At 60.9% G+C, this 19,353-nt stretch carries 18 protein-coding genes; 15 read left to right on the plus strand and 3 right to left on the minus strand.

What is annotated here, in order from left to right:
- From ACTJJN_RS08590 to ACTJJN_RS08615, 6 genes are all read left to right on the plus strand, one after another.
- Positions 1-3,474, plus strand: a 3,474-nt coding sequence (locus tag ACTJJN_RS08590) for a type I secretion C-terminal target domain-containing protein (protein ID WP_440781201.1), incomplete at its 5' end; no start/stop codon positions are given.
- A gap of 138 nt (positions 3,475-3,612) precedes the next feature.
- Positions 3,613-3,954 carry a hypothetical protein gene (locus ACTJJN_RS08595; RefSeq protein ID WP_003255921.1) on the plus strand — a complete coding sequence of 114 codons (342 nt, stop codon included), beginning with the start codon at positions 3,613-3,615 and terminating at the stop codon, positions 3,952-3,954.
- A gap of 198 nt (positions 3,955-4,152) precedes the next feature.
- Complete coding sequence (locus ACTJJN_RS08600; RefSeq protein WP_003255919.1) at positions 4,153-5,052, plus strand: TauD/TfdA dioxygenase family protein; 900 nt, start codon at positions 4,153-4,155, stop codon at positions 5,050-5,052.
- Between the two features lie 17 nt (positions 5,053-5,069).
- Entirely contained in the window at positions 5,070-6,089 is a 1,020-nt protein-coding gene (locus ACTJJN_RS08605) for an ABC transporter substrate-binding protein (protein ID WP_003255916.1), read from the plus strand.
- A 6-nt stretch (positions 6,090-6,095) separates the two neighbouring features.
- Positions 6,096-6,959, plus strand: coding sequence for an ABC transporter ATP-binding protein (locus ACTJJN_RS08610; protein WP_003255915.1), 864 nt, complete (start codon positions 6,096-6,098; stop codon positions 6,957-6,959).
- 14 nt (positions 6,960-6,973) lie between these two features.
- The gene (locus ACTJJN_RS08615; RefSeq protein WP_011953178.1) at positions 6,974-7,837 is read left to right on the plus strand and encodes an ABC transporter permease; all 864 of its coding nucleotides are present in this window, start codon (positions 6,974-6,976) and stop codon (positions 7,835-7,837) included.
- 117 nt (positions 7,838-7,954) lie between these two features.
- On the opposite strand, the gene ACTJJN_RS08620 is transcribed toward ACTJJN_RS08615, so the two are convergent.
- Positions 7,955-8,515, minus strand: coding sequence for a WYL domain-containing protein (locus tag ACTJJN_RS08620; protein ID WP_003255912.1), 561 nt, complete (start codon positions 8,513-8,515; stop codon positions 7,955-7,957).
- 207 nt (positions 8,516-8,722) lie between these two features.
- On the opposite strand from ACTJJN_RS08620, the gene ACTJJN_RS08625 reads away from it, so the two are divergent.
- The 8 genes from ACTJJN_RS08625 (at position 8,723) to ACTJJN_RS08660 (ending at position 17,835) form a co-directional block, all read left to right on the plus strand.
- Positions 8,723-9,517, plus strand: a complete 795-nt coding sequence (locus ACTJJN_RS08625) for a tetratricopeptide repeat protein (RefSeq protein WP_011953180.1) — start codon at positions 8,723-8,725, stop codon at positions 9,515-9,517.
- A gap of 207 nt (positions 9,518-9,724) precedes the next feature.
- Positions 9,725-10,177, plus strand: a complete 453-nt coding sequence (locus ACTJJN_RS08630) for a MarR family winged helix-turn-helix transcriptional regulator (protein ID WP_003255908.1) — start codon at positions 9,725-9,727, stop codon at positions 10,175-10,177.
- On the plus strand, positions 10,174-12,261 hold the full coding sequence (locus tag ACTJJN_RS08635; protein ID WP_011953181.1) for an FUSC family protein: 2,088 nt from the start codon (positions 10,174-10,176) through the stop codon (positions 12,259-12,261). The genes ACTJJN_RS08630 and ACTJJN_RS08635 overlap by 4 nt, the downstream gene beginning before the upstream one ends.
- Complete coding sequence (locus ACTJJN_RS08640; RefSeq protein ID WP_003255905.1) at positions 12,258-12,470, plus strand: DUF1656 domain-containing protein; 213 nt, start codon at positions 12,258-12,260, stop codon at positions 12,468-12,470. Before ACTJJN_RS08635 ends, ACTJJN_RS08640 begins: the two co-directional genes overlap by 4 nt.
- Positions 12,467-13,342 carry an efflux RND transporter periplasmic adaptor subunit gene (locus ACTJJN_RS08645; protein WP_003255903.1) on the plus strand — a complete coding sequence of 292 codons (876 nt, stop codon included), beginning with the start codon at positions 12,467-12,469 and terminating at the stop codon, positions 13,340-13,342. The genes ACTJJN_RS08640 and ACTJJN_RS08645 overlap by 4 nt, the downstream gene beginning before the upstream one ends.
- Positions 13,339-14,757 (plus strand): efflux transporter outer membrane subunit, encoded by a 1,419-nt coding sequence (locus ACTJJN_RS08650; RefSeq protein WP_011953182.1) that lies wholly within the window; start codon positions 13,339-13,341, stop codon positions 14,755-14,757. The genes ACTJJN_RS08645 and ACTJJN_RS08650 overlap by 4 nt, the downstream gene beginning before the upstream one ends.
- A 100-nt stretch (positions 14,758-14,857) precedes the next feature.
- Positions 14,858-15,811, plus strand: coding sequence for an RHS repeat-associated core domain-containing protein (locus tag ACTJJN_RS08655; RefSeq protein ID WP_011953183.1), 954 nt, complete (start codon positions 14,858-14,860; stop codon positions 15,809-15,811).
- Positions 15,812-15,891: 80 nt separating this feature from the next.
- Positions 15,892-17,835, plus strand: coding sequence for an FTR1 family protein (locus tag ACTJJN_RS08660; RefSeq protein WP_011953184.1), 1,944 nt, complete (start codon positions 15,892-15,894; stop codon positions 17,833-17,835).
- 62 nt (positions 17,836-17,897) lie between these two features.
- Here the strand turns inward: ACTJJN_RS08660 and ACTJJN_RS08665 are convergent, their stop codons facing one another.
- Together ACTJJN_RS08665 and ACTJJN_RS08670 are read right to left on the minus strand one after the other, a co-directional pair.
- Positions 17,898-18,143: a TIGR02647 family protein gene (locus ACTJJN_RS08665; protein WP_003255900.1), complete on the minus strand. Its 246-nt coding sequence runs from the start codon at positions 18,141-18,143 to the stop codon at positions 17,898-17,900.
- Positions 18,144-18,212: 69 nt separating this feature from the next.
- Complete coding sequence (locus ACTJJN_RS08670; protein ID WP_011953185.1) at positions 18,213-18,515, minus strand: hypothetical protein; 303 nt, start codon at positions 18,513-18,515, stop codon at positions 18,213-18,215.
- 147 nt (positions 18,516-18,662) lie between these two features.
- On the opposite strand from ACTJJN_RS08670, the gene ACTJJN_RS08675 reads away from it, so the two are divergent.
- A complete protein-coding gene (locus tag ACTJJN_RS08675) occupies positions 18,663-19,325 on the plus strand; it encodes a glutathione S-transferase (RefSeq protein ID WP_011953186.1) in 663 nt (220 codons plus the stop codon).
- The last annotated feature ends 28 nt before the right edge of the window (positions 19,326-19,353 follow it).

Genomic DNA, 19,353 nt, shown 5'->3' on the forward strand with positions numbered 1-19,353 from the left:
TACGTCGGTACCAACGACCCTGTGATCAAATCGATCGCAACCGTTGAAGGTGCGGATGTCGGCAAGTTCGAGCAACTGACGCTGGACAAGACCCCGGTCAGCACCGCTGTGACCGACGAACCAGGTACGGGAACGCCGGGCACCGGCAACCAGGGTGACGTCACCATCGTTGGTATTACCGGCACGTCTTCTCTGACCGAAGGTGAAACCGGCCAGTACACGCTGACCCTGAGCAACGCGTCCAAGTCCGAAGTCACTATCACCCTTAGCTACAGCGGTACCGCCAAAAACGGTGATGACTTCACCGGTGTTGCGACCGTGAAGATTCCGGCCAATAGCACAGGCACGACGTTCAACATCGCTACCATCGATGACAAACTGGTCGAAGGTACCGAGAACTTCGTCGTGAAGATCGAAGCCGCCACGGGTGGTAACTTCGAGAACCTGCAGGTTGATAGCAGCAAATCGAGCGTGACGACCACCATTCTCGACAATGACCACCTGCCGGTTTCGCCTGGCGGCGCAGTATTTGGCGTGGAGGACACCGATTACGTATTTGCCTGGAGTGATTTCAAAGTCACTGATGCCGATGGCAACACTAACCTGTCTGTGACCATTACCTCGCTCCCGGCCGCCGGCAACTTGCAGTTCTTCAACGGTACTGCATGGGTGAATGTGGCCGTTGGCCAGGTGGTCAGCCAGGCTGATATCACTGCCAAGAACCTGAAGTTCGTTCCGGCCCTCAACCAGTCGGGTGCGGACAACTACGGTGGTACTGGCGTGGGTAACCAGAAGGCTGACTACGCCCAGTTCAAGTTCAAGCCGAACGATGGCACCAACCTGGGCAGCGAAGTGACCATGAAGGTCGATATCAGCCCGGTTGCCGACAAACCGACCCTGAGCTTCGGCAGCGCCGATATCGAGTCCAAAGGGCTGACCAAGGAAGTCTGGACCAGCCTCAAAGGCCTGGGTACTGGCGGCAACGGCATTACCGGCGAGGATCTGAAGACGGTCTTTGCCAACTCCGGCAGCGCGAACTCCAGCAGCACCACGACCAACGTGCAGTCCGATGGCAGCGTCACCGCTGGCACCGGTTCGAAAACGTCGGGCCTGATCTACCTGGAAGCCGGCAAGGTCTATACCTTCAGTGGTTTGGCCGACGACAGCTTCGTGGTCACCATCGGTGGCAAGACTGTAGTCACGGCCACCTGGGGAGCCGGTGGCGGGGTGTCGGGTACCTTTACCCCAAATACCAGCGGCTACTACCCGATCGAGGTCTACCATGCCAACCAGTCCGGTCCAGGCAGCTATGACCTGAACATCCAGGTAGGCTCCGGTGCCGTTACCGACCTGAGCAGCTCGAACGTCAAGATGTACCAGAACGTGACCGAGATGGCGAACGCAGGCCTGGGCGTGTCCGACCTGCACACCGTGAATGGTCAGAGCTACTACGACGGCTACAAGCTCAACGAAGGGCCTGAGGGTGGCTCGGTGAAACTGGTCGGTATTTCCACCGCCCTGACCGACACTGACGGCTCCGAAAGCCTGAACGTGACACTCAGCGGTATCCCGAAAGGTACCGTGTTGAGCGATGGTGCAGGCCACACGGTCACGGTTGGTACTGCCCCGGTCGATGTGACAGGCTGGAAACTCAGCAGCCTGACGCTGACCCCGCCGGCCTATTACAAAGGCTCGTTCGACATCACGGTTACCTCGACTGCCACCGAAAGCCTGGGCGGCTCGGCCATCACCACCGGCAATATCCCGGTGACGGTGTACGCTGCGACCTACAAGGCCAGTGTGGGTACCTCGGGCAATGACACGATGACCGGTAGTGAAGGCAACGACATCATCGTCGCTGACGTATCCGGGCTGAACGTGGTTCAGGGCAAGAACTACAACATCGCCTTCATGGTCGACAGCTCGGGCAGTATGAGCGACAAGTCGATTGCCGACGCCAAGACGCAGTTGGCCTCGGTGTTCAACACGCTCAAGGCCAGCCTGGGCTCGGACACCTCGGGTACCGTAAACATCTTCCTGGTCGACTTCGATACCCAGGTAAACAAGAACGTGGCAGTGAACCTTGCCGACCCGGATGCTTTGAGCAAGTTGCAGGCGGTATTGAACTCGATGGTGGGCGGCTACTACGGTGGCGGTACCAACTATGAAGACGCGTTCAAGACCACGTCCAACTTCTTCAACAGCACCATGGCCACCGGCAACAAAGGTGCGGAGAACCTGACTTACTTCATTACCGACGGTAAGCCAACCTATTATCAGAGCGGTGAGTCCACCAACCCTAGCCTGTGGAAGAATGGCAAGAGCCTGGATGATGTAGTCAACGTCAACAATTACAAGATGGGTGACACGTTCAGCGCCTGGGCCGATGCGACTCACAAGGTCGAGATCAGCAGCAATGGTGTGGTCAAAGTGCTGACCTATACCGAGAACCGCCGCGGTGAGTTGGTGCTTGACTCCACCAAGACGGTCGGCACCCTTCACGCACAAGGTGATGGTACCTATGAACTCTCCAGCCTGGACGGTACCGGCTACGCGGATTACTGGAACTACGTCTACTCGGCCGCAGGTTCTACTGAAAGTTTCGCAGTATTGGGCGGCACCAATGGCTTGAGCAAAGTCCAGGCTATCGGCCTGAACAGCGATGTCACGCTGAACGATCTGAAACCTTACGACAGTGCCGGCAAGCCACAGACCAATATCGACCCGTCCGATTTGGCCAAGGCGATTCTCGGTCACTCCGAAGCAACGGTGCCAGGTGCCGACACCATTGATAGTGGTAACGGCAACGACATCATCTTCGGTGACCTGATCACCCTCAACGGTGTCGTCAGCGAGGGCTACCAGGCCCTGCAGACGTACGTTGCACAGAAGAGCGGTGTTGAAGTCGGTGCTGTCACTACCAGCAATGTTCACCAGTACATCACCGAGCACTACACCGAGTTCGATATCTCCGGTGCCAAAGACGGCAATGACATCCTGTCGGGCGGCAATGGCAATGACATCCTCTTCGGCCAAGGTGGCAGCGACACGCTCGATGGCGGCAAAGGTAACGACATCCTGCTGGGCGGTACCGGCAACGACACCCTGATCGGTGGCCAGGGCGACGATATCCTGATCGGTGGCAGCGGTGCCGACACCTTCGTGTGGAAGGCTGGCGACATCGGTAACGACGTGATCAAGGACTTCAACAAGGCCGAGGGTGACCGTATCGACCTGAAGGACCTGCTGCAGGGCGAGAAGGGCAGCACCATCGACAACTACCTGAAGCTCACCACGGTGGAGGGTACGACCACGTTGCAAGTCAGCAGCGAAGGCAAGCTCAACGCCGAAGGTGGTATCGCCAACGCCGACGTGACCATCAAACTGGAAGGGGTGAACTGGTCCAACCAGACGATCAACTCGTTGATCAGCGGTGCCGATCCGACCATCATCATCCACAACAAGGACAGCTGACAGACTACCGGGGNCGGCCCCGGCTCTTTCCTGCTACCCGCCAACAGCGCATACTCTGGCGCCGGGCCTGCGCGCCCGGCGATCTTTGCCTATGCTGCTGTCTACCAACAAGGAACCAACGTGACGAGGGACATCGCCATGTTCTACGTGCAACGCAACGCCGCCGGCCAGTTGCTGCGGGTGGAAGCAGCCGCGTTTGATCAGTTCACCGAAATGCTCCCTTCAGACCATGCCGATATCCAGGAATGGTTTGCCGATGATGTCGTGGAAAACAGCCTCAACCAGCTCAAACAAAGCGACCTGGACATGATCCGCGTGCTTGAGGACCTGATCGACGTGTTGACCGCCAAGGGGGTGTTCAAGATCACCGACCTGCCCGCCGGCGCGCAGGCCAAGCTGCTCAACCGTTCCACGGCGCGCAAGGCGCTCAGCAGCCTCAATAACCTGATTGACGAAGAAGAGCAGGGCGGGCTGATCTGACTGCAGGACGCTCCCGCGAGAGTGATATTGTTATTCCTTAATGGTATTTAAAATATTGGCTTTATGACTTTATAGTCGCTTTCACTGCGTACCCGTCGACCAATCGATGCGCCGCACGACTTGAACCCACACGGGAAATCCCCGTGCGTTTCTGATCGTTGCGCGCCATTGAGGTCGCGCATTGCGTGGGAGTGAAAAATGTCAGCCGCCTTGAACGCCTTGTCGTCCATCGACAGCGCCCAGCCGCAAGTTTTTGAAGTTCGCCCCTTCTCGGGTGCCGTCGGCGCCGAGATCATAGGTCTGGACCTGGCCAAACCGGTCAGCGCCGAGGATTTCACCCGTATCCATCGCGCCCACCTCGACCACCATGTGCTGGTGTTCCGCGACCAGCGTATCAGCCCGGAACAGCAGATCGCCTTTAGCCGCCGCTTCGGTGAGTTACAGATCCATGTGCTCAAGCAGTTCTTGCTGACTGGCCACCCCGAGATCCTGATCGTTTCCAACATCATCGAAAATGGCCAGAACATCGGCCTGGGTGATGCCGGCAAGTTCTGGCATTCGGACCTGTCGTACAAAGAGCTGCCAAGCCTCGGTTCCATGCTGCATGCCCAGGAACTGCCCAGTGAAGGCGGTGACACCTTGTTCGCCGACATGCATAAAGCCTGGGACGCTGTACCTGATACCCTGCGCAAAGTGGTCGAGGGCCGCAGTGCCGCTCACTCCTATACCGCCCGTTACGCTGAAACCAAATTCGAAGGCAACTGGCGCCCGACCCTGACTGCCGAGCAACTGGCGCAGGTAAAGGAGGTCATTCACCCGGTAGTCCGCACCCACCCGGAAAACGGCCGCAAGGCCCTGTTCGTGAGTGAAGGCTTCACCACCCGCATTGTCGGCCTGCCTGATGATGAAAGCCGCGACGTGCTGCAGCAGCTGTATGCCCTTAGCGTGCTGGAGCAGAACATTTACCGCCACCAGTGGCAGCCCCATGACCTGGTGTTCTGGGACAACCGCTCGCTGATCCACTTGGCCACCGGCTGCCCCGCGCACCTGCGGCGCAAGCTGTACCGCACCACCATCCAGGGCGATGCCCCGTTCTGACGACTGAGGAAACCATCATGCGCAAATCCATCAGCCGCCTGGCGGCAAGCATCGGCCTGGGCGCAAGCCTGGTCGTCGGCAGCCTAGCCGCCCCCGCCGTGGCCCAGGCCGAAGGCAAGATCCGTATTGCCGAACAATTCGGCATCGTCTACCTGCTGCTGAACGTGGTGCGTGACCAGCACCTGATTGAGAAACACGGCAAGGAGCAGGGCATCGACATCGAAGTCGATTGGGCGCAGCTGTCGGGTGGCTCGGCCATCAACGACGCATTGTTGTCCGGTTCGGTGGACATCGCCGGCGCCGGTGTCGGGCCGCTGTTGACCGTCTGGGACCGCACCAAGGGCCGGCAGAACGTGAAGGCCGTGGCTTCGCTGGGCAACTTTCCGTACTACCTGGTCAGCAGCAACCCCAACGTGAAGACCATCGCCGACATCTCCGACAAAGACCGTATCGCCGTTCCGGCGGTGGGTGTTTCGGTGCAGTCGCGCTTCCTGCAGTACGCCGCTGCCCAGCAGTGGGGCGACAAGGAATACAACCGCCTCGACAAATACACCTTGGCCGTGCCGCACCCGGACGCCACCGCCGCACTGTTAGCGGGCGGCACCGAGCTGAACGGGCACTTCTCCAACCCGCCGTTCCAGGACCAGGTGCTGGCCAACAAGGACGTGCACGTGGTGCTCAACAGCTACGACCTCCTCGGCCCCAACTCGCCGACCTTGCTGTTTGCTACTGAGAAGTTCCGCAAGGACAACCCCAAGACCTACAAGGCCTTCGTCGATGCCCTGGCCGAAGCCGCAGACTTCGCCCAGAAAGACAAGGCCGCTGCCGCCGACACCTATATCCGCGTAACCAAGGCCAAGATCGACCGCGACGCGCTGATCAAGCTGATCGACAACCCGCAGTACGAATTTACCGTTACGCCCAAGAACACCTACAAGCTGGCCGATTTTCTCTATCGGGTAGGCGCCATCAAGCACAAGCCGCAATCGTGGAAGGATTACTTCTTCCAGGATGAACGCCCGCTGCAGGGGAGCTGACCGATCATGACCGCCCCATTGCCAGGCCACACGGCCAGCAACCTGAGCCGTGTTGCAGCGCCGCCTTTGCTCAAGGTGGATAACCTCAGCCTCGAATACCGTACCGCGCAACGCGTGGTGCGGGCCACCCATCAGGTCAGCTTCGAAGTCGACCGCACTGATCGTTTTGTACTGCTCGGCCCCTCCGGCTGTGGCAAGTCCACCCTGCTCAAAGCCGTGGCCGGTTTTATCCAGCCGCAAGAAGGCCAGATTCTGCTGCAGGGCCAGACAGTTCGTGGCCCAGGCCCCGACCGCATCGTGGTGTTCCAGGAGTTTGACCAGTTGCCGCCGTGGAAAACGGTGAAGCAGAACGTCATCTTTCCGCTGCTGGTGTCTGGCCAACTCAAGCGTGCGGAGGCGGAGGAGCGGGCGCTGCATTATCTGGAGAAGGTCGGTCTGGCCGCCTTTGCCGATGCTTATCCACACACGTTGTCCGGTGGTATGAAGGCACGTGTGGCAATTGCCCGGGCCTTGGCCACCCAGCCCAAGATCCTGTTGATGGATGAGCCGTTCGCCGCCCTGGATGCGCTGACCCGGCGCAAGATGCAGGAAGAGCTGTTGCTGCTGTGGGAGGAAGTGCGGTTCACCCTGTTGTTCGTCACCCACTCCATCGAAGAAGCGCTGGTGGTCGGCAACCGCATCCTGTTGTTGTCGCCCCACCCGGGGCGGGTGCGCGCCGAAGTGCACAGCCATCAATACGGCCTGGGCAGCCTGGGTGGCAGCGACTTCCAGGCCAGTGCCCGGCGTATCCACCGTTTGCTGTTCGATGAAGCCGATATCCCGGAACAGCCTGACAACCTTGGGTTCAACGATATTCGTATCGCCTACTGACAGGAGCCTCAGCCATGACCACTACACCTGTACGCCAGGAATACGAGGTGCAGCTGGAGCCCCTGCTCAGTGTGCCTGTAGAACGACAACTCCCCTTGGCCCAACGCCTGTGGCAGCAAGGCTGGTTGAGAAAGGCGGTCATATTGCTGGTGATCGCTGTGCTATGGGAAGCCGTTGCCCGCTACCAGGACAATGACCTGCTGCTGCCAAGCTTTCTGCAAACCGCCACGGCGCTATGGGACGGCATGATCAGTGGCGAACTGCCCGCCAAGGTCGGTGTTTCGCTGGTAATACTGCTCAAAGGCTATGTGCTGGGTATCGTCCTGGCCTTTGGCCTGACCAGCCTGGCGGTGTCGACCCAATTGGGCCGAGACTTACTGGGCACACTGACCTCGATGTTCAACCCGTTGCCGGCCATTGCCCTGCTGCCGCTGGCCTTGCTGTGGTTCGGGCTGGGTGACAACAGCCTGATCTTCGTGCTGGTGCATTCGGTGCTATGGGCGTTGGCGCTGAATACTTATGCCGGCTTCCTCGGTGTGTCGGAGACGCTGCGCATGGCTGGCCGCAACTATGGTCTGAAGGGCCTGCGGCTGGTATTGCACATCCTCGTGCCAGCAGCCCTGCCGTCAATCTTGTCGGGGTTGAAGATCGGCTGGGCGTTTGCCTGGCGTACCCTGATCGCCGCTGAATTGGTGTTTGGTGCCAGCAGTGGCAAAGGCGGGTTGGGTTGGTACATCTTCCAGAACCGCAACGAACTGTATACCGACAAGGTCTTTGCCGGGTTGGCGGTGGTGATCCTGATCGGTCTGCTGGTGGAAGGGCTGGTGTTCAATACGCTGGAGCGGTTGACGGTGCGGCGATGGGGGATGCAGCGCTAGCAGGTTAGCCAGTACCGGCCTTTTCGCGGCAGATTGACGCTAGAATCCGCGTCTGCGGGATCTTCGTCCTTGAAAGAGGGGCGAGGCGCCGAACCGCCGCGAAAGACCCTGTACTGGCTACAAATTCTGGTACTGAGCTGCCGCATTGCTCAGAATCCTGCCAATCTCTTCCCGCAAGCCGGCAGGCTGCTCTACCACCACCCTGTCCCCATGGCTCAACAGCCACCAGCGTAATGGCCAGCCGTCACTTACCGTGCCGCGTAACCGATGCCCATGCTCCAGCGCCGTCAGTTGCATGTCGCTGCTCAATGGCGCATCCCGCAACTGCCGCGCCAGTGCATCGCTGATTCGCGCCACCAGCTCCACGCCCTCACCCTGCGATGGCTGCAATGCATCCCCTCGCAGATGTGTCAGCAAGTCGAAATTGCCGCGCAATTCGCCCACGGCACTGGCCGACCAGTGCCAACCGAACGGAATGCTCTTGTCATTGCGCTCCAGCGGGAATATCAGCGAAAGCTCGTTGAGGTCACGCTCGACAGTGCGTTTGCTGACCGTGAACCCCACGTCACGCAGGCGCCAGACCAGCTCGGCGCTGGTTATGCCTGGGGAACGGCTGGGCAACTGGCGCAGCAGCGCCCACTGTCGGCTAAGGGTGGCGCGAGTGGTGGCGAACGGCAAAAGATAACGTCCTTGTCTAGGCTTGCCGCAATAGGATGGCGGCATGCGAGGGGCATGGCAATTGGCCACAGCCTGCTCAGATCAAGGAAGTCGCATTTGGTTGCCTCGTGCCGGTTCGTTCGCGACAGGTTTTGACGTGACATCACGCAGAATCACGCCTCATCACAGCCGAAGGTTGGGGCTGTGCGTCGTTCAATGAGGATGAACATGTCTGTTGCCAGCAATATCCATTCGCTACTTGCCCGCCTTCTGCCCGAGCGGGTCATCGCCCCTCCTGCCCCTGCAGGAAGGCGACAGCGGCTGTTCTGCGGTGTGGGCTTGCCCAGCCAGCGGTCACTGCTGGTCAACCGCCTGGATGAGGCCAACGACCTGCAGGCGGTGTATGTCGACTTGCGTCGCCAGGCATTGCAAGGCAGCGTGTCCGCATTGAACGATCTCGGCTGGATCTGGCTCAACGGCAAGTACTGGCGGGCCGATACCGTGCTGGCCGGGCACCTGTTGCGCATGGCGGCCCTGCAGGGCAATGCTGCTGCCTGGTTCAACCTTGGGCAACAACACTACTTCGGCAAAGGCATCGACCCTTCCTATGTGCAGGCGGCGGAGTGTTACCGGCAGGCCTTCGACCGCGGCATGCTGCATGCCGCCGCCGCACTGGGTGACCTGTATGAGGAGGAGGTGTGCGACGGTGACCTGGAGTGGCAGGTTGACCTGGTGCAGGCCTACCAGTGGTTCATGCGTGGCGCCGAACAGGGCGAGGCGCGTTGTCGTTTTGAAGTGGGCTACCGGCTGATGCATGGGCTGCACGTAGAGGCCAACCTCAAGGCAGCGCTTTACTGGCTTGAGCTGGCAGCAGCGGCGGGGGTGGTGCAAGCGGCAGAGGAGCTGGCGGTGCATTTCAGCAGCCGTGATGCGGTGCGGTATCAGGAGTGGCGGGACCGGGCGGTGCAAATGGGCAGTACATTGGCCTTGACCATGAAGCTGGAAGACCAGATCCAGCCCTGAGTATTTCTCTCCAGTGCTGCACAGGGATTGCGTAGATTCCGAAACCGGTGCAGCCCCTGTGTGCGGGTTTACCCGCGAAGCGCGCCAGCACTGGCTGAAAAATGAACAACATTTCACCCCGGCTATCCGTCGCCCCCTGTTGACGACAGGGGGATGTCGGGGCGTATATTGATAGTTAGCAAACTATGAATATACTTGGTTCTCTTCATGTCCCTTGATTTCCTGCGCCTGCAAGTCAGCAGTGGCCTGGTAGTTGCTGCCCGCCACTGGCGGCGCATCTGTCATACCGCCTTGACCGGCTACGGCATTTCCGAGGCCTGCGCTGCGCCGTTGCTGATGATCGTGCGCCTGGGCGACGGCGTGCACCAGGTGGCTGTGGCCCAGGCCGCTGGCCTGGAAAGCCCGTCGCTGGTACGCCTGCTTGACCAACTGTGCAAAGCTGGCCTGGTGTGCCGCAGCGAGGACCCACTGGATCGCCGCGCCAAGGCACTGAGCCTGACTGCCGAAGGCCGTGCCCTGGCCGAAGCCATTGAAGCCGAACTGGTGCGCTTGCGCCGCGATGTGCTCGGCGGTATCGATCAGGCCGACCTGGAAGCTGCCTTGCGTGTGCTTCGTGCCTTCGAGGCTGCCGGTCTGGGCAGCGCAGGCGGGGTGGCATGAACGGTTTCTTCAGCTCTGTCCCTCCGGCCCGTGACTGGTTCTACGGCGTGCGCACCTTCGGCGCGTCCATGATTGCCCTGTACATTGCTCTGCTCATGCAACTGCCGCGTCCCTACTGGGCCATGGCTACGGTGTACATCGTCTCCAGCCCCTTCGTCGGCCCGACCAGCTCCAAGGCGTTGTACCGTGCCGTCGGCACGTTGCTCGGCGCTGGCGGGGCAATCTTCCTGGTGCCGCCGCTGGTGCAGTCACCGTTGCTGCTGAGCATCGCCATTGCCCTGTGGACCGGCACCTTGCTGTTCCTTTCGCTGAACCTGCGCACGGCCAACAACTACGTGCTGATGCTGGCCGGTTATACCCTGCCGATGATTGCCTTGGCCGTGGTGGATAATCCGCTGGCAGTGTTCGATGTGGCCTCTTCTCGCGCGCAGGAAATCTGTTTGGGAATTGTCTGCGCGGCAGTCGTCGGGGCTATCTTCTGGCCACGCCGGCTGGCGCCGGTGGTAGTCGGTGCCACCGGAAACTGGTTCACCGAGGCGATTCGCTACAGCGACACCTACCTGGCCCGCGATGCCAGTGCCGACAAGGTCGGCGGGATGCGCGGGGTGATGGTCACCACCTTCAACTCGCTGGAGCTGATGATCGGTCAGCTCGCCCACGAAGGTGCCGGCCCGCATACCCTGAAGAACGCCCGCGAATTGCGCGGGCGGATGATCCATCTGCTGCCGGTGATCGACGCCCTCGACGACGCACTGGTAGCCCTGGAAGGCCGCGCCCCGGCCCAGTTCGCCCAGCTTCAACCCGTGCTGGAAGCCGCTCGTGAATGGCTCAAAGGCACTGCCGACAGCGCTTCGGTAGCGCACTGGGCCACGTTGCATGAGCAGATCGGCCGCTTGCAGCCCGCTACAGCCGCCCTCGACCAGCGCGCCGAGCTGCTGTTGTCCAACGCCCTGTACCGCCTGACCGAATGGGCCGACCTGTGGCAGGACTGCTGCACCCTGCAGCACGCCCTGCGTACCGATGATGCCAAGCCTTGGCGTGCGGTGTATCGCCACTGGCGGCTGGGCCGCCTGACAGCGTTTTTTGATCGTGGCCTGATGCTGTACTCGGTAGCCTCAACGGTCCTGGCGATCGTGGTCGCCTGCGGCCTGTGGATCGGACTGGGCTGGAACGACGGCGCCAGTGCGGTAATCCTCGCGGCAGTTGCGTGCAGCTTCTTCGCCGCCATGGACGACCCGGCACCGCAGATCTACCGGTTCTTTTTCTGGACGCTGATGTCGGTCATCTTCTCCAGTCTGTACCTGTTTTTGGTACTGCCCAACCTGCACGACTTCCCGATGCTGGTGCTGGCCTTTGCCGTGCCGTTCATCTGCATAGGCACCCTGACCGTACAGCCGCGCTTCTACCTGGGCACCTTGCTGACCATCGTCAACACGTCGACCTTCATCAGCATCCAGGGCGCCTACGACGCCGACTTCTTCACCTTCCTCAACTCCAACCTTGCCGGCCCCGCGGGCCTTCTGTTCGCCTTTATCTGGACCCTGGTGATGCGCCCGTTCGGCGTGGAGCTGGCGGCCAAGCGCATGACCCGCTTCGCCTGGCGCGACATCGTCGAAATGACCGAGCCTGCGACCTTGGCCGAGCACCGCCAGGTTGGCGTACAGATGCTCGACCGCCTGATGCAGCACCTGCCACGCCTGTCGCAAACCGGCCAGGACAGTGGCGTGGCACTGCGCGACCTGCGCGTAGGGTTGAACCTGCTCGACCTGCTGGCGTACATGCCGCGCGCCGGCCAGCAGGCTCGCGAGCGCCTGAACACTGTGGTCGAGGAAGTCGGTGCGCACTACGCCGCCTGCCTGCGTGCTGGCGAACGCCTGCATGCCCCGGCCGCACTGTTACGCAACATGGAACGCGCTCGCCTGGCGCTGAACCTGGACGAGCTGTACGAGCGCGGTGATGCCCGCACCCACCTGCTGCATGCCCTGAGCGGTCTGCGCCTGGCGCTGTTGCCGGGGGTGGAGGTGATGCTCGAGCCAGCTGAACAACCGCAACTGCCCCCCGGCCTCGACGGAGCACCCCTGTGATTGGTGAACTGGATATCAGCGGGGTGTTCCTGCCCACGCTGCTGGTGATGATGTTTGGCACCTACCTGCTGTTCCTTGGGGTGCACGCGGTGCTGGTGCGCCTGCATTTCTACCGCCTGGTCTGGCACCGGGCGTTGTTCAACGTTGCTCTGTATGCCGTGCTGCTTGGTGCGGTGGACCACTTTTGCCGAAACCTGATGCTGCCATGAAAAAACCTATGCTGACCTTGGGCCGTGTGGTCCTGACCTTGCTGGTAGTGACCTTCGCCGCCGTGCTCGTGTGGCAGATGGTGGTCTACTACATGTTTGCCCCCTGGACCCGTGACGGCCACATACGCGCTGACGTGATCCAGATCGCCCCCGATGTGTCGGGATTGATCCAGAAGGTCGAGGTGCGCGACAACCAGACCGTCAAACGTGGCGACGTGCTGTTCACCATCGACCAGGACCGCTTCACCTTGGCCCTGCGTCAAGCCAAGGCAACCCTTGGCGAGCGCCAGGAGACCCTGGCCCAGGCTTCCCGCGAAGCGCAGCGCAACCGCAAGCTGGGCAACCTGGTGGCCGCCGAGCAACTGGAAGAAAGCCAGTCCCGCGAGGCCCGTGCCCGTTCGGCTGTCAGCGAGGCGCAAGTGGCTGTCGATACTGCTCAGCTCAACCTTGACCGCTCGGTGGTGCGCAGCCCGGTAGACGGCTACCTCAACGACCGCGCGCCGCGTAACCACGAGTTCGTCACCGCCGGCCGCCCGGTGCTGTCGGTGGTCGATAGCGCCTCGTACCATGTCGATGGCTACTTCGAGGAAACCAAGCTTGGCGGTATACACATCGGCGATGCCGTGGACATCCGTGTGATGGGCGACAACACCCGCCTGCGCGGCCATGTGCAGAGCTTTGCCGCTGGCATCGAAGACCGCGACCGCAGCAGTGGCGCCAACCTGCTGCCTAACGTTAACCCGGCGTTCAGTTGGGTACGCCTGGCCCAGCGCATCCCGGTGCGCATCGCCTTTGACGAAGTGCCGCAAGACTTCCGCATGATCGCCGGGCGCACTGCCACGGTGTCGATCATCGAGGGCCAGCGCCCATGAAACAGCTGATCCTGGCTGGCCTGTGCCTGTCGCTGGGGGCCTGCATGATGGTGGGTCCCGACTATGAGGTGCCTGGGGATGCGGCCGTGCAACGCAATGACCTGAACGGCCCGCTGCGCCAGGATGCCGACAGCGTCGTGTCGGCGCCGGTCCCCGAGGACTGGTGGCAGCTGTATCAGGATCAGCGGCTGAATGAACTGGTGCGCCAGGCGCTGAGTGCCAACACCGAATTGCGCGTGGCGGCGGCCAACATCGCCAAAGCTCGCGCCCAGGTGGAGGTGGCTGAATCGCAAGGCGGCTTCAACGGTGGCGTCAAACTCGGCGCTCAGCGGCTGCAGGAGTCGGGCGAAGCTTTCCTGCAGCCTGAGAAGGTGCCGGTAGCCAACATCGGTGAGGCCATCATCAGTGCCTCGTACCAGTTCGACCTGTGGGGTACCTTCAAGCGTGGTACCGAGGCTGCCAAGGCAAATGCCGACGCAGTGCAGGCCGCTGCCGACACTGCCCGCATCACGCTTGTGGCGGACGTGGTCAAGGCTTATACCCAGGTGTGCTCGGCCAACGAGGAATACCACATTGCCCGTGAGTCCCTCGATCTGCAGGAGCAAAGCGTGAAACTCAACCAGCGCCTGCGCGATGCTGGGCGTGGTGATGAAACCCAGGTCACCCGCTCGCAGACCCAGTTCAAATCCTTGCGTGCCGAACTGCCACGCTTCAAGGCCGAACGCGAGACGGGCATGTACACCCTGGCCGCGCTGCTGGCCAAGCCGGTCGACCAGTTGCCTGCCGGTACCGCCGATTGCGCCGAGCTGCCGCACCTGAACCAGCTGGTCCCGGTGGGCGATGGTGCGGCCCTGCTCAAGCGCCGCCCCGACGTGCGTCAGGCCGAACGCCAGCTGGCTGCCGCCACCGCCTATATTGGCGTGGCCACCGGCGCCTTGTACCCGGACATCAGCATTGGCGCCCAGGTTGGCACCATCGGTATCCTGGAGAACCTTGGTGAGCCTTCGACCAACCGCTGGGGTTTTGGCCCGCAGATCAGCTGGACCATCCCCACCAACGGCACCCGTGCCCGCATTCGCATGGCCGAAGCCTCGACCCAGGCGGCCCTGGCGAACTTCGATGGGGTTGTGCTGAATGCCATCCGCGAGACCCAGACCCGCCTGGCGCAATACAGCGCCTTGCTCGATCGGCGCGAGGCGCTGGCCGAGGCGGAGAAATCGGCCAAGGAAGCGGCGGACCAGACGCACCGGTATTACCAAGCGGGGCGTGAGTCGTTCCTGGCGGATTTGCAGGCGACGCGGACCTATACCGATATGCGTGCGCAGTTGGCGGCGGCGAACAGCCAAGTGGCGTTGGGGCAGATTGGGGTGTTTCTCGCGTTGGGTGGGGGGTGGAAGGCCCGTACTCAGGAATAAGTGTGCTCACGGCTCGGCGAATTACGCACTATCAAAATTGCCAGTTACGCGGTTCGAAAATAGGGGGCATGCTTCCGTGAGCTAAAAAAGGAGGTGTGATATGGGCGAGGATTCGACGAGTGTCGTGAAGAGCTTTTACTGCCGAGATCGATTGGCAACACAAGTGCGCGAGTTATCGTCGTACTCGTTACTTGACCACCGGCAAGGCTGTCTGGCTCAGGTAAATGTCGGGCAGGGCGCAGGCTCTGTATTATTTGCTGTCGATGCCATGCGGACTGTAATTGCAGGTAGTGCTGAGCTATCTTTTGCCAAAATGTGCTATCAAGCGTACGGACTCAGTTCTCCTCAACCATCGATAGTTCCCGGCTTTAATGGTGAGTCTCGTGACGCCGTCACCGGCTGCTACCTGCTGGGTGCAGGCTACCGTCTTTACAGTCCGGTAATGATGCGATTTTGCAGCCCGGATAGTTGGAGCCCATTTGGCGAAGGTGGTTTGAATGCATATGCCTACGTGTCGTGTGACCCTGTCAACTATTCTGATCCAACGGGGCATGGTAAACACATTAAGATGAAGGTTTCACAACCGAAAGAAAGGCCTGGTAAGTTAGCGGTAGAGCCTCTCCGTACTCCGGCTTCGAAGAGTCCCTCACTGGATCGATCGAACTCAAGCGGTTCGAATTTATCTGGGGCGTCGTCACCCTTGACCCCCTCCCCAGTCAGTGCGGGAAGTAGTAAGCGATACAGCTCTCAAGCTTCAAGTGACACCAGTGCATCTACTGACCTTGACGACATTTGGAAGCTTGATAAGAGCCGAGCCACGTATAAAGAGCTGACACCTGCCGAGCAGTATGTGTTTGATGAATTTCAGAATGCTATAAAAAACGAGGGCAAGTCTCCCAGAGACGCTGCAGAGATGGCAGGTGCCAGTGACTATAAGAGAATGAAAGATAAAAAAGTCAATAGGTTTCAAATCCGCCTTAGTCAAGGGCAGCGTGTGTCATTTGAAATAGAAGGTAAGAACGTGATCATTCGCCAAGTAGGTGGGCATACCTGATTATCGCGTATCAAATTTGTAGCAAGATTTTTCATGAAATCTGCCCAAGACCCTTGAGGTAAGCTGAGTCAGAGTAAAGAATGTTCTCTTTCGCATTCCCTCCGAGACTGGCCATGAATTCCCGTTTCCGTCTACTTGCCTGGCTACCGGCTGTGTTGCTTGGCCCGGTGCTGGCGCTGTGCAGTAACCTGGCGCTGGCAGAAGCGCCCGCCGAGGCCACCAAGGCCTTGCATTTGCTCGATTACATCGGTGCCGACTACCCGCCGACCGTACAAGACGGGACGGTGATCGACGATGGCGAGTATCGCGAACAACAGGAGTTCAGCGCGGTATTGGCCGATCTGCTCAAAGGCCTGCCGGCAAATGCTGAGCAAAAGGGTCTGGAGCAAGGTGTTCAAGCGCTACGCCAAGCCATCGACCAACGCCAGGAGGGCGCCGCAGTCGCCAAACAGGCCCGACAGCTGGGTGCGCGACTGGCTGTGGCCTACGAGGTCAGCCAGGCACCGGTGATTACCCCGGACCCAGCCCGCGGTGCTGCGCTGTACGCGCAAAACTGCTCGATTTGCCACGGCGAAACCGGCGCCGGCGATGGCCCGGCTGGCGTGGGCCTGGAGCCTGCACCCGCCAACCTGCGTGATGTCTCGCGCCTGGACCAGTTGAGCCTGTTCGACCTCTACAACACCCTGGCCTTGGGTATCGACGGCACCGAAATGCCGTCGTTTGCCGACCAATTGGACGATCGCCAGCGCTGGGACGTGGCCGCGTACATTGCCAGCTTCACCGCCAAGCCGGAAGCAGGCAAGGGTGACAAGACCTGGAACCTCGCCGACCTGGCTCGCCAGACGCCGGCCGAAGTCGCCGCCAACGAAGGCACTGCGGCCGTCGAGGCATTCCGTGCCCAGCGTGCTCAACCGCCGCAAGTAAAGCGCGGCCCTGCGCAATTGCTCGAATACACGGCCAGCACACTGGACAAGAGCCTGGCGGCCTACCGCGCAGGCGACCACGATCAGGCCTATGACCTGTCGGTGGCGGCCTACCTGGAGGGTTTCGAGCTGGTGGAAAGCTCGCTGGACAACATCGACACCCAGGCGCGCAAGGACACCGAAAAAACGCTGATGGCCTACCGTCAGTCCTTGCAGGACGGCTTGCCCGTGGCCCAGGCCGAACAGCGTCTGGCCGACGCCAAAACCAAGCTCGAGCAGGCGGCCAAGCTGCTGGGCAGCGATGGCCTGAGCTGGACGCTGAGTTATATCTCCGGTTTGCTGATCCTGCTGCGTGAAGGCCTCGAGGCGATTCTGGTGCTGGCGGCGATCCTGGCCTTCCTGCGCAATACCGGGCAGCAGTCGGCAGTGCGCAGCGTCAACATCGGCTGGGGCCTGGCGCTGGTTGCCGGCTTCGCCACCTGGGCGCTGGCGGCCTATGTGATCGATGTGGGGGGCGCTCAGCGCGAGCTGCTGGAAGGCTGCACGGCGCTGTTCGCTGCTGTGATGGTGCTATGGCTGGGTGTGTGGATGCATGACCGCCGCCACGCCGCCGCCTGGAAGGACTACATCAAGAGCAGCCTGGTCAGCGGTGGCGGGCGCTTCGGCTTTGCTGTGCTGGCATTCTTCTCGGTATACCGCGAATTGTTCGAAGTGATCCTGTTCTACGAGACCCTGTGGCTGCAGGCAGGCCCTGCCGGGCATCAGGCGGTGCTGGCGGGTGGCGCGACGGCATTGTTGCTGCTGGTGGGCCTGGCCTGGGTGATTCTGCGGGGTTCGGCCAAGCTGCCGCTATCGCTGTTCTTCAGCATCAACGCCGCGCTGCTGTGCGCGCTGTCGGTAGTATTCGCCGGGCATGGCGTGAAGGCGCTGCAAGAGGCCGGCGTGCTGGGCACACGGCCAGTGGCGTTCTTTGAGTTCGACTGGCTGGGGATTCATGCCGATGCCTACTCGCTGTCGGCGCAAGCGGTGGCCTTGCTGGCCATCGTGTTCCTTTACGGCCGCTCGTGGCTGGCGGAAAAGCGCAGTACTGCGGCCAACTGACTGGAGCCTGCGCGGTCCTGCAGGGCCCGCGCAAGGTCTCAGATCTTGCGCGAGCCTGATGCTCAGGCCGGCTGTGGCGCCTTGAGAATGTTCTGTAGCAGTTGGACACTTTCAACGGCGTCATGACCCAGGCTGGTCAGATAGCCGCCATCCGGTTGATCGGTCAGCCCCTTCTCATGCAGGCGTTGCGCAGCCGCGATCAGGGCAGGGGATGCGGTGCTGGTTATCTTGATGCCTTCCTGGCTGCTGTCGTGTTTGAACAGCGCGAGTACTTCCATTTCGTCGATCAAATCGGGGGTAAAAGGCATGGCGACTCCTGACTTCCAGACAAGGATTGCGGCACTTTCTACGGTGCCTGATCTTCGAGTGTAGCCGGGTTATTCGTCGTCGCCTTGATCCATCTCAGGCGGCAGCTCCGGCAGTGCCCGCAGAGCGTTCTCATACCACTCGCCGTTGAACGCACGGTCCTCTACCAACATGTTGTCGATTTCGAAGGCCAGCACATGGGCCATCAGGTTCAGAATGTCTTCACGCTCATAGCCGACCAGCGTCAGCTTGTTGAAAGTGGCCTTGGCCGCAGGCGGCTCGCCGCTCTCGATCTGGTTTTCGATGGCCTGGGTCAGTGTTGCCTCGGCGAAGGCTTCGTCGTCGTCATTGTCGATGTTGGTGGGCTCGCTCATCGCGGTACTCCTAGGATGGATGCAACAGTGTGCCATGCCTGTGGCGGCAATGCCCGGGCATTGACGGGGTGCATGACGCTGGTCAGCGGCAGGCGTTCAGTCTATAAAAGCCAGGCCAACCCCTTACGGCCTGGAGGCTGTTACCTCATGCTCAAGCTTCATGGATTCTCGGTCAGCAACTACTACAACATGGTAAAGCTGGCCCTGCTCGAAAAAGGCCTGCCTTTCGAGGAAGTCACCTTCTATGGCGGCCAGGCGCCACAGGCGCTGGAAGTGAGCCCGCGGGGCAAGGTGCCGGTGCTTGAAACCGAACATGGCTTCCTCAGCGAAACCAGTGTGATCCTCGACTACATTGAACAGACCCAAAGCGGCAAGGCACTGCTGCCGGCCGACCCGTTCGAGCAGGCCAAGGTGCGTGAGCTGCTCAAGGAAATCGAGCTGTACATCGAGCTGCCTGCGCGTACCTGCTACGCCGAGTCGTTCTTTGGCATGTCGGTCGAACCGCTGATCAAAGAGAAGGCGCGTGCTGACCTGCTGGCCGGGTTTGCCACGCTCAAGCGCAATGGGCGCTTTGCACCCTATGTTGCGGGCGAGCAACTGACGCTGGCAGACCTGATGTTCTGCTTCTCGGTCGACCTGGCCAACGCGGTGGGCAAGAAGGTGCTGAGCATCGACTTCCTGGCGGACTTCCCGCAGGCCAAGGCATTGCTGCAGTTGATGGGGGAGAACCCGCACATGGCGCGGATCATGGCGGACAAGGAAGCGTCGATGCCAGCCTTCATGGAGATGATCCGCAGCGGCAAGCGCTGAGATTTGTGTTGGGTCATTCGCGGGTAAA

Origin of the sequence: Pseudomonas sp. 22515 (assembly GCF_052044625.1) — a bacterium.
GTDB classification, from domain to species: domain Bacteria; phylum Pseudomonadota; class Gammaproteobacteria; order Pseudomonadales; family Pseudomonadaceae; genus Aquipseudomonas; species Aquipseudomonas alloputida.

Bases quoted from the DNA above. Each gene is read 5' to 3' on its own strand.
- ACTJJN_RS08595 (WP_003255921.1), top strand. From the start codon at position 3,613: ATGTTCTACGTGCAACGCAACGCCGCCGGCCAGTTGCTGCGGGTGGAA.
- ACTJJN_RS08600 (WP_003255919.1), top strand. From the start codon at position 4,153: ATGTCAGCCGCCTTGAACGCCTTGTCGTCCATCGACAGCGCCCAGCCG.
- ACTJJN_RS08605 (WP_003255916.1), top strand. From the start codon at position 5,070: ATGCGCAAATCCATCAGCCGCCTGGCGGCAAGCATCGGCCTGGGCGCA.
- ACTJJN_RS08610 (WP_003255915.1), top strand. From the start codon at position 6,096: ATGACCGCCCCATTGCCAGGCCACACGGCCAGCAACCTGAGCCGTGTT.
- ACTJJN_RS08615 (WP_011953178.1), top strand. From the start codon at position 6,974: ATGACCACTACACCTGTACGCCAGGAATACGAGGTGCAGCTGGAGCCC.
- ACTJJN_RS08625 (WP_011953180.1), top strand. From the start codon at position 8,723: ATGTCTGTTGCCAGCAATATCCATTCGCTACTTGCCCGCCTTCTGCCC.
- ACTJJN_RS08630 (WP_003255908.1), top strand. From the start codon at position 9,725: ATGTCCCTTGATTTCCTGCGCCTGCAAGTCAGCAGTGGCCTGGTAGTT.
- ACTJJN_RS08635 (WP_011953181.1), top strand. From the start codon at position 10,174: ATGAACGGTTTCTTCAGCTCTGTCCCTCCGGCCCGTGACTGGTTCTAC.
- ACTJJN_RS08645 (WP_003255903.1), top strand. From the start codon at position 12,467: ATGAAAAAACCTATGCTGACCTTGGGCCGTGTGGTCCTGACCTTGCTG.
- ACTJJN_RS08650 (WP_011953182.1), top strand. From the start codon at position 13,339: ATGAAACAGCTGATCCTGGCTGGCCTGTGCCTGTCGCTGGGGGCCTGC.
- ACTJJN_RS08655 (WP_011953183.1), top strand. From the start codon at position 14,858: ATGGGCGAGGATTCGACGAGTGTCGTGAAGAGCTTTTACTGCCGAGAT.
- ACTJJN_RS08660 (WP_011953184.1), top strand. From the start codon at position 15,892: ATGTTCTCTTTCGCATTCCCTCCGAGACTGGCCATGAATTCCCGTTTC.
- ACTJJN_RS08665 (WP_003255900.1), bottom strand. From the start codon at position 18,143: ATGCCTTTTACCCCCGATTTGATCGACGAAATGGAAGTACTCGCGCTG.
- ACTJJN_RS08670 (WP_011953185.1), bottom strand. From the start codon at position 18,515: ATGAGCGAGCCCACCAACATCGACAATGACGACGACGAAGCCTTCGCC.
- ACTJJN_RS08675 (WP_011953186.1), top strand. From the start codon at position 18,663: ATGCTCAAGCTTCATGGATTCTCGGTCAGCAACTACTACAACATGGTA.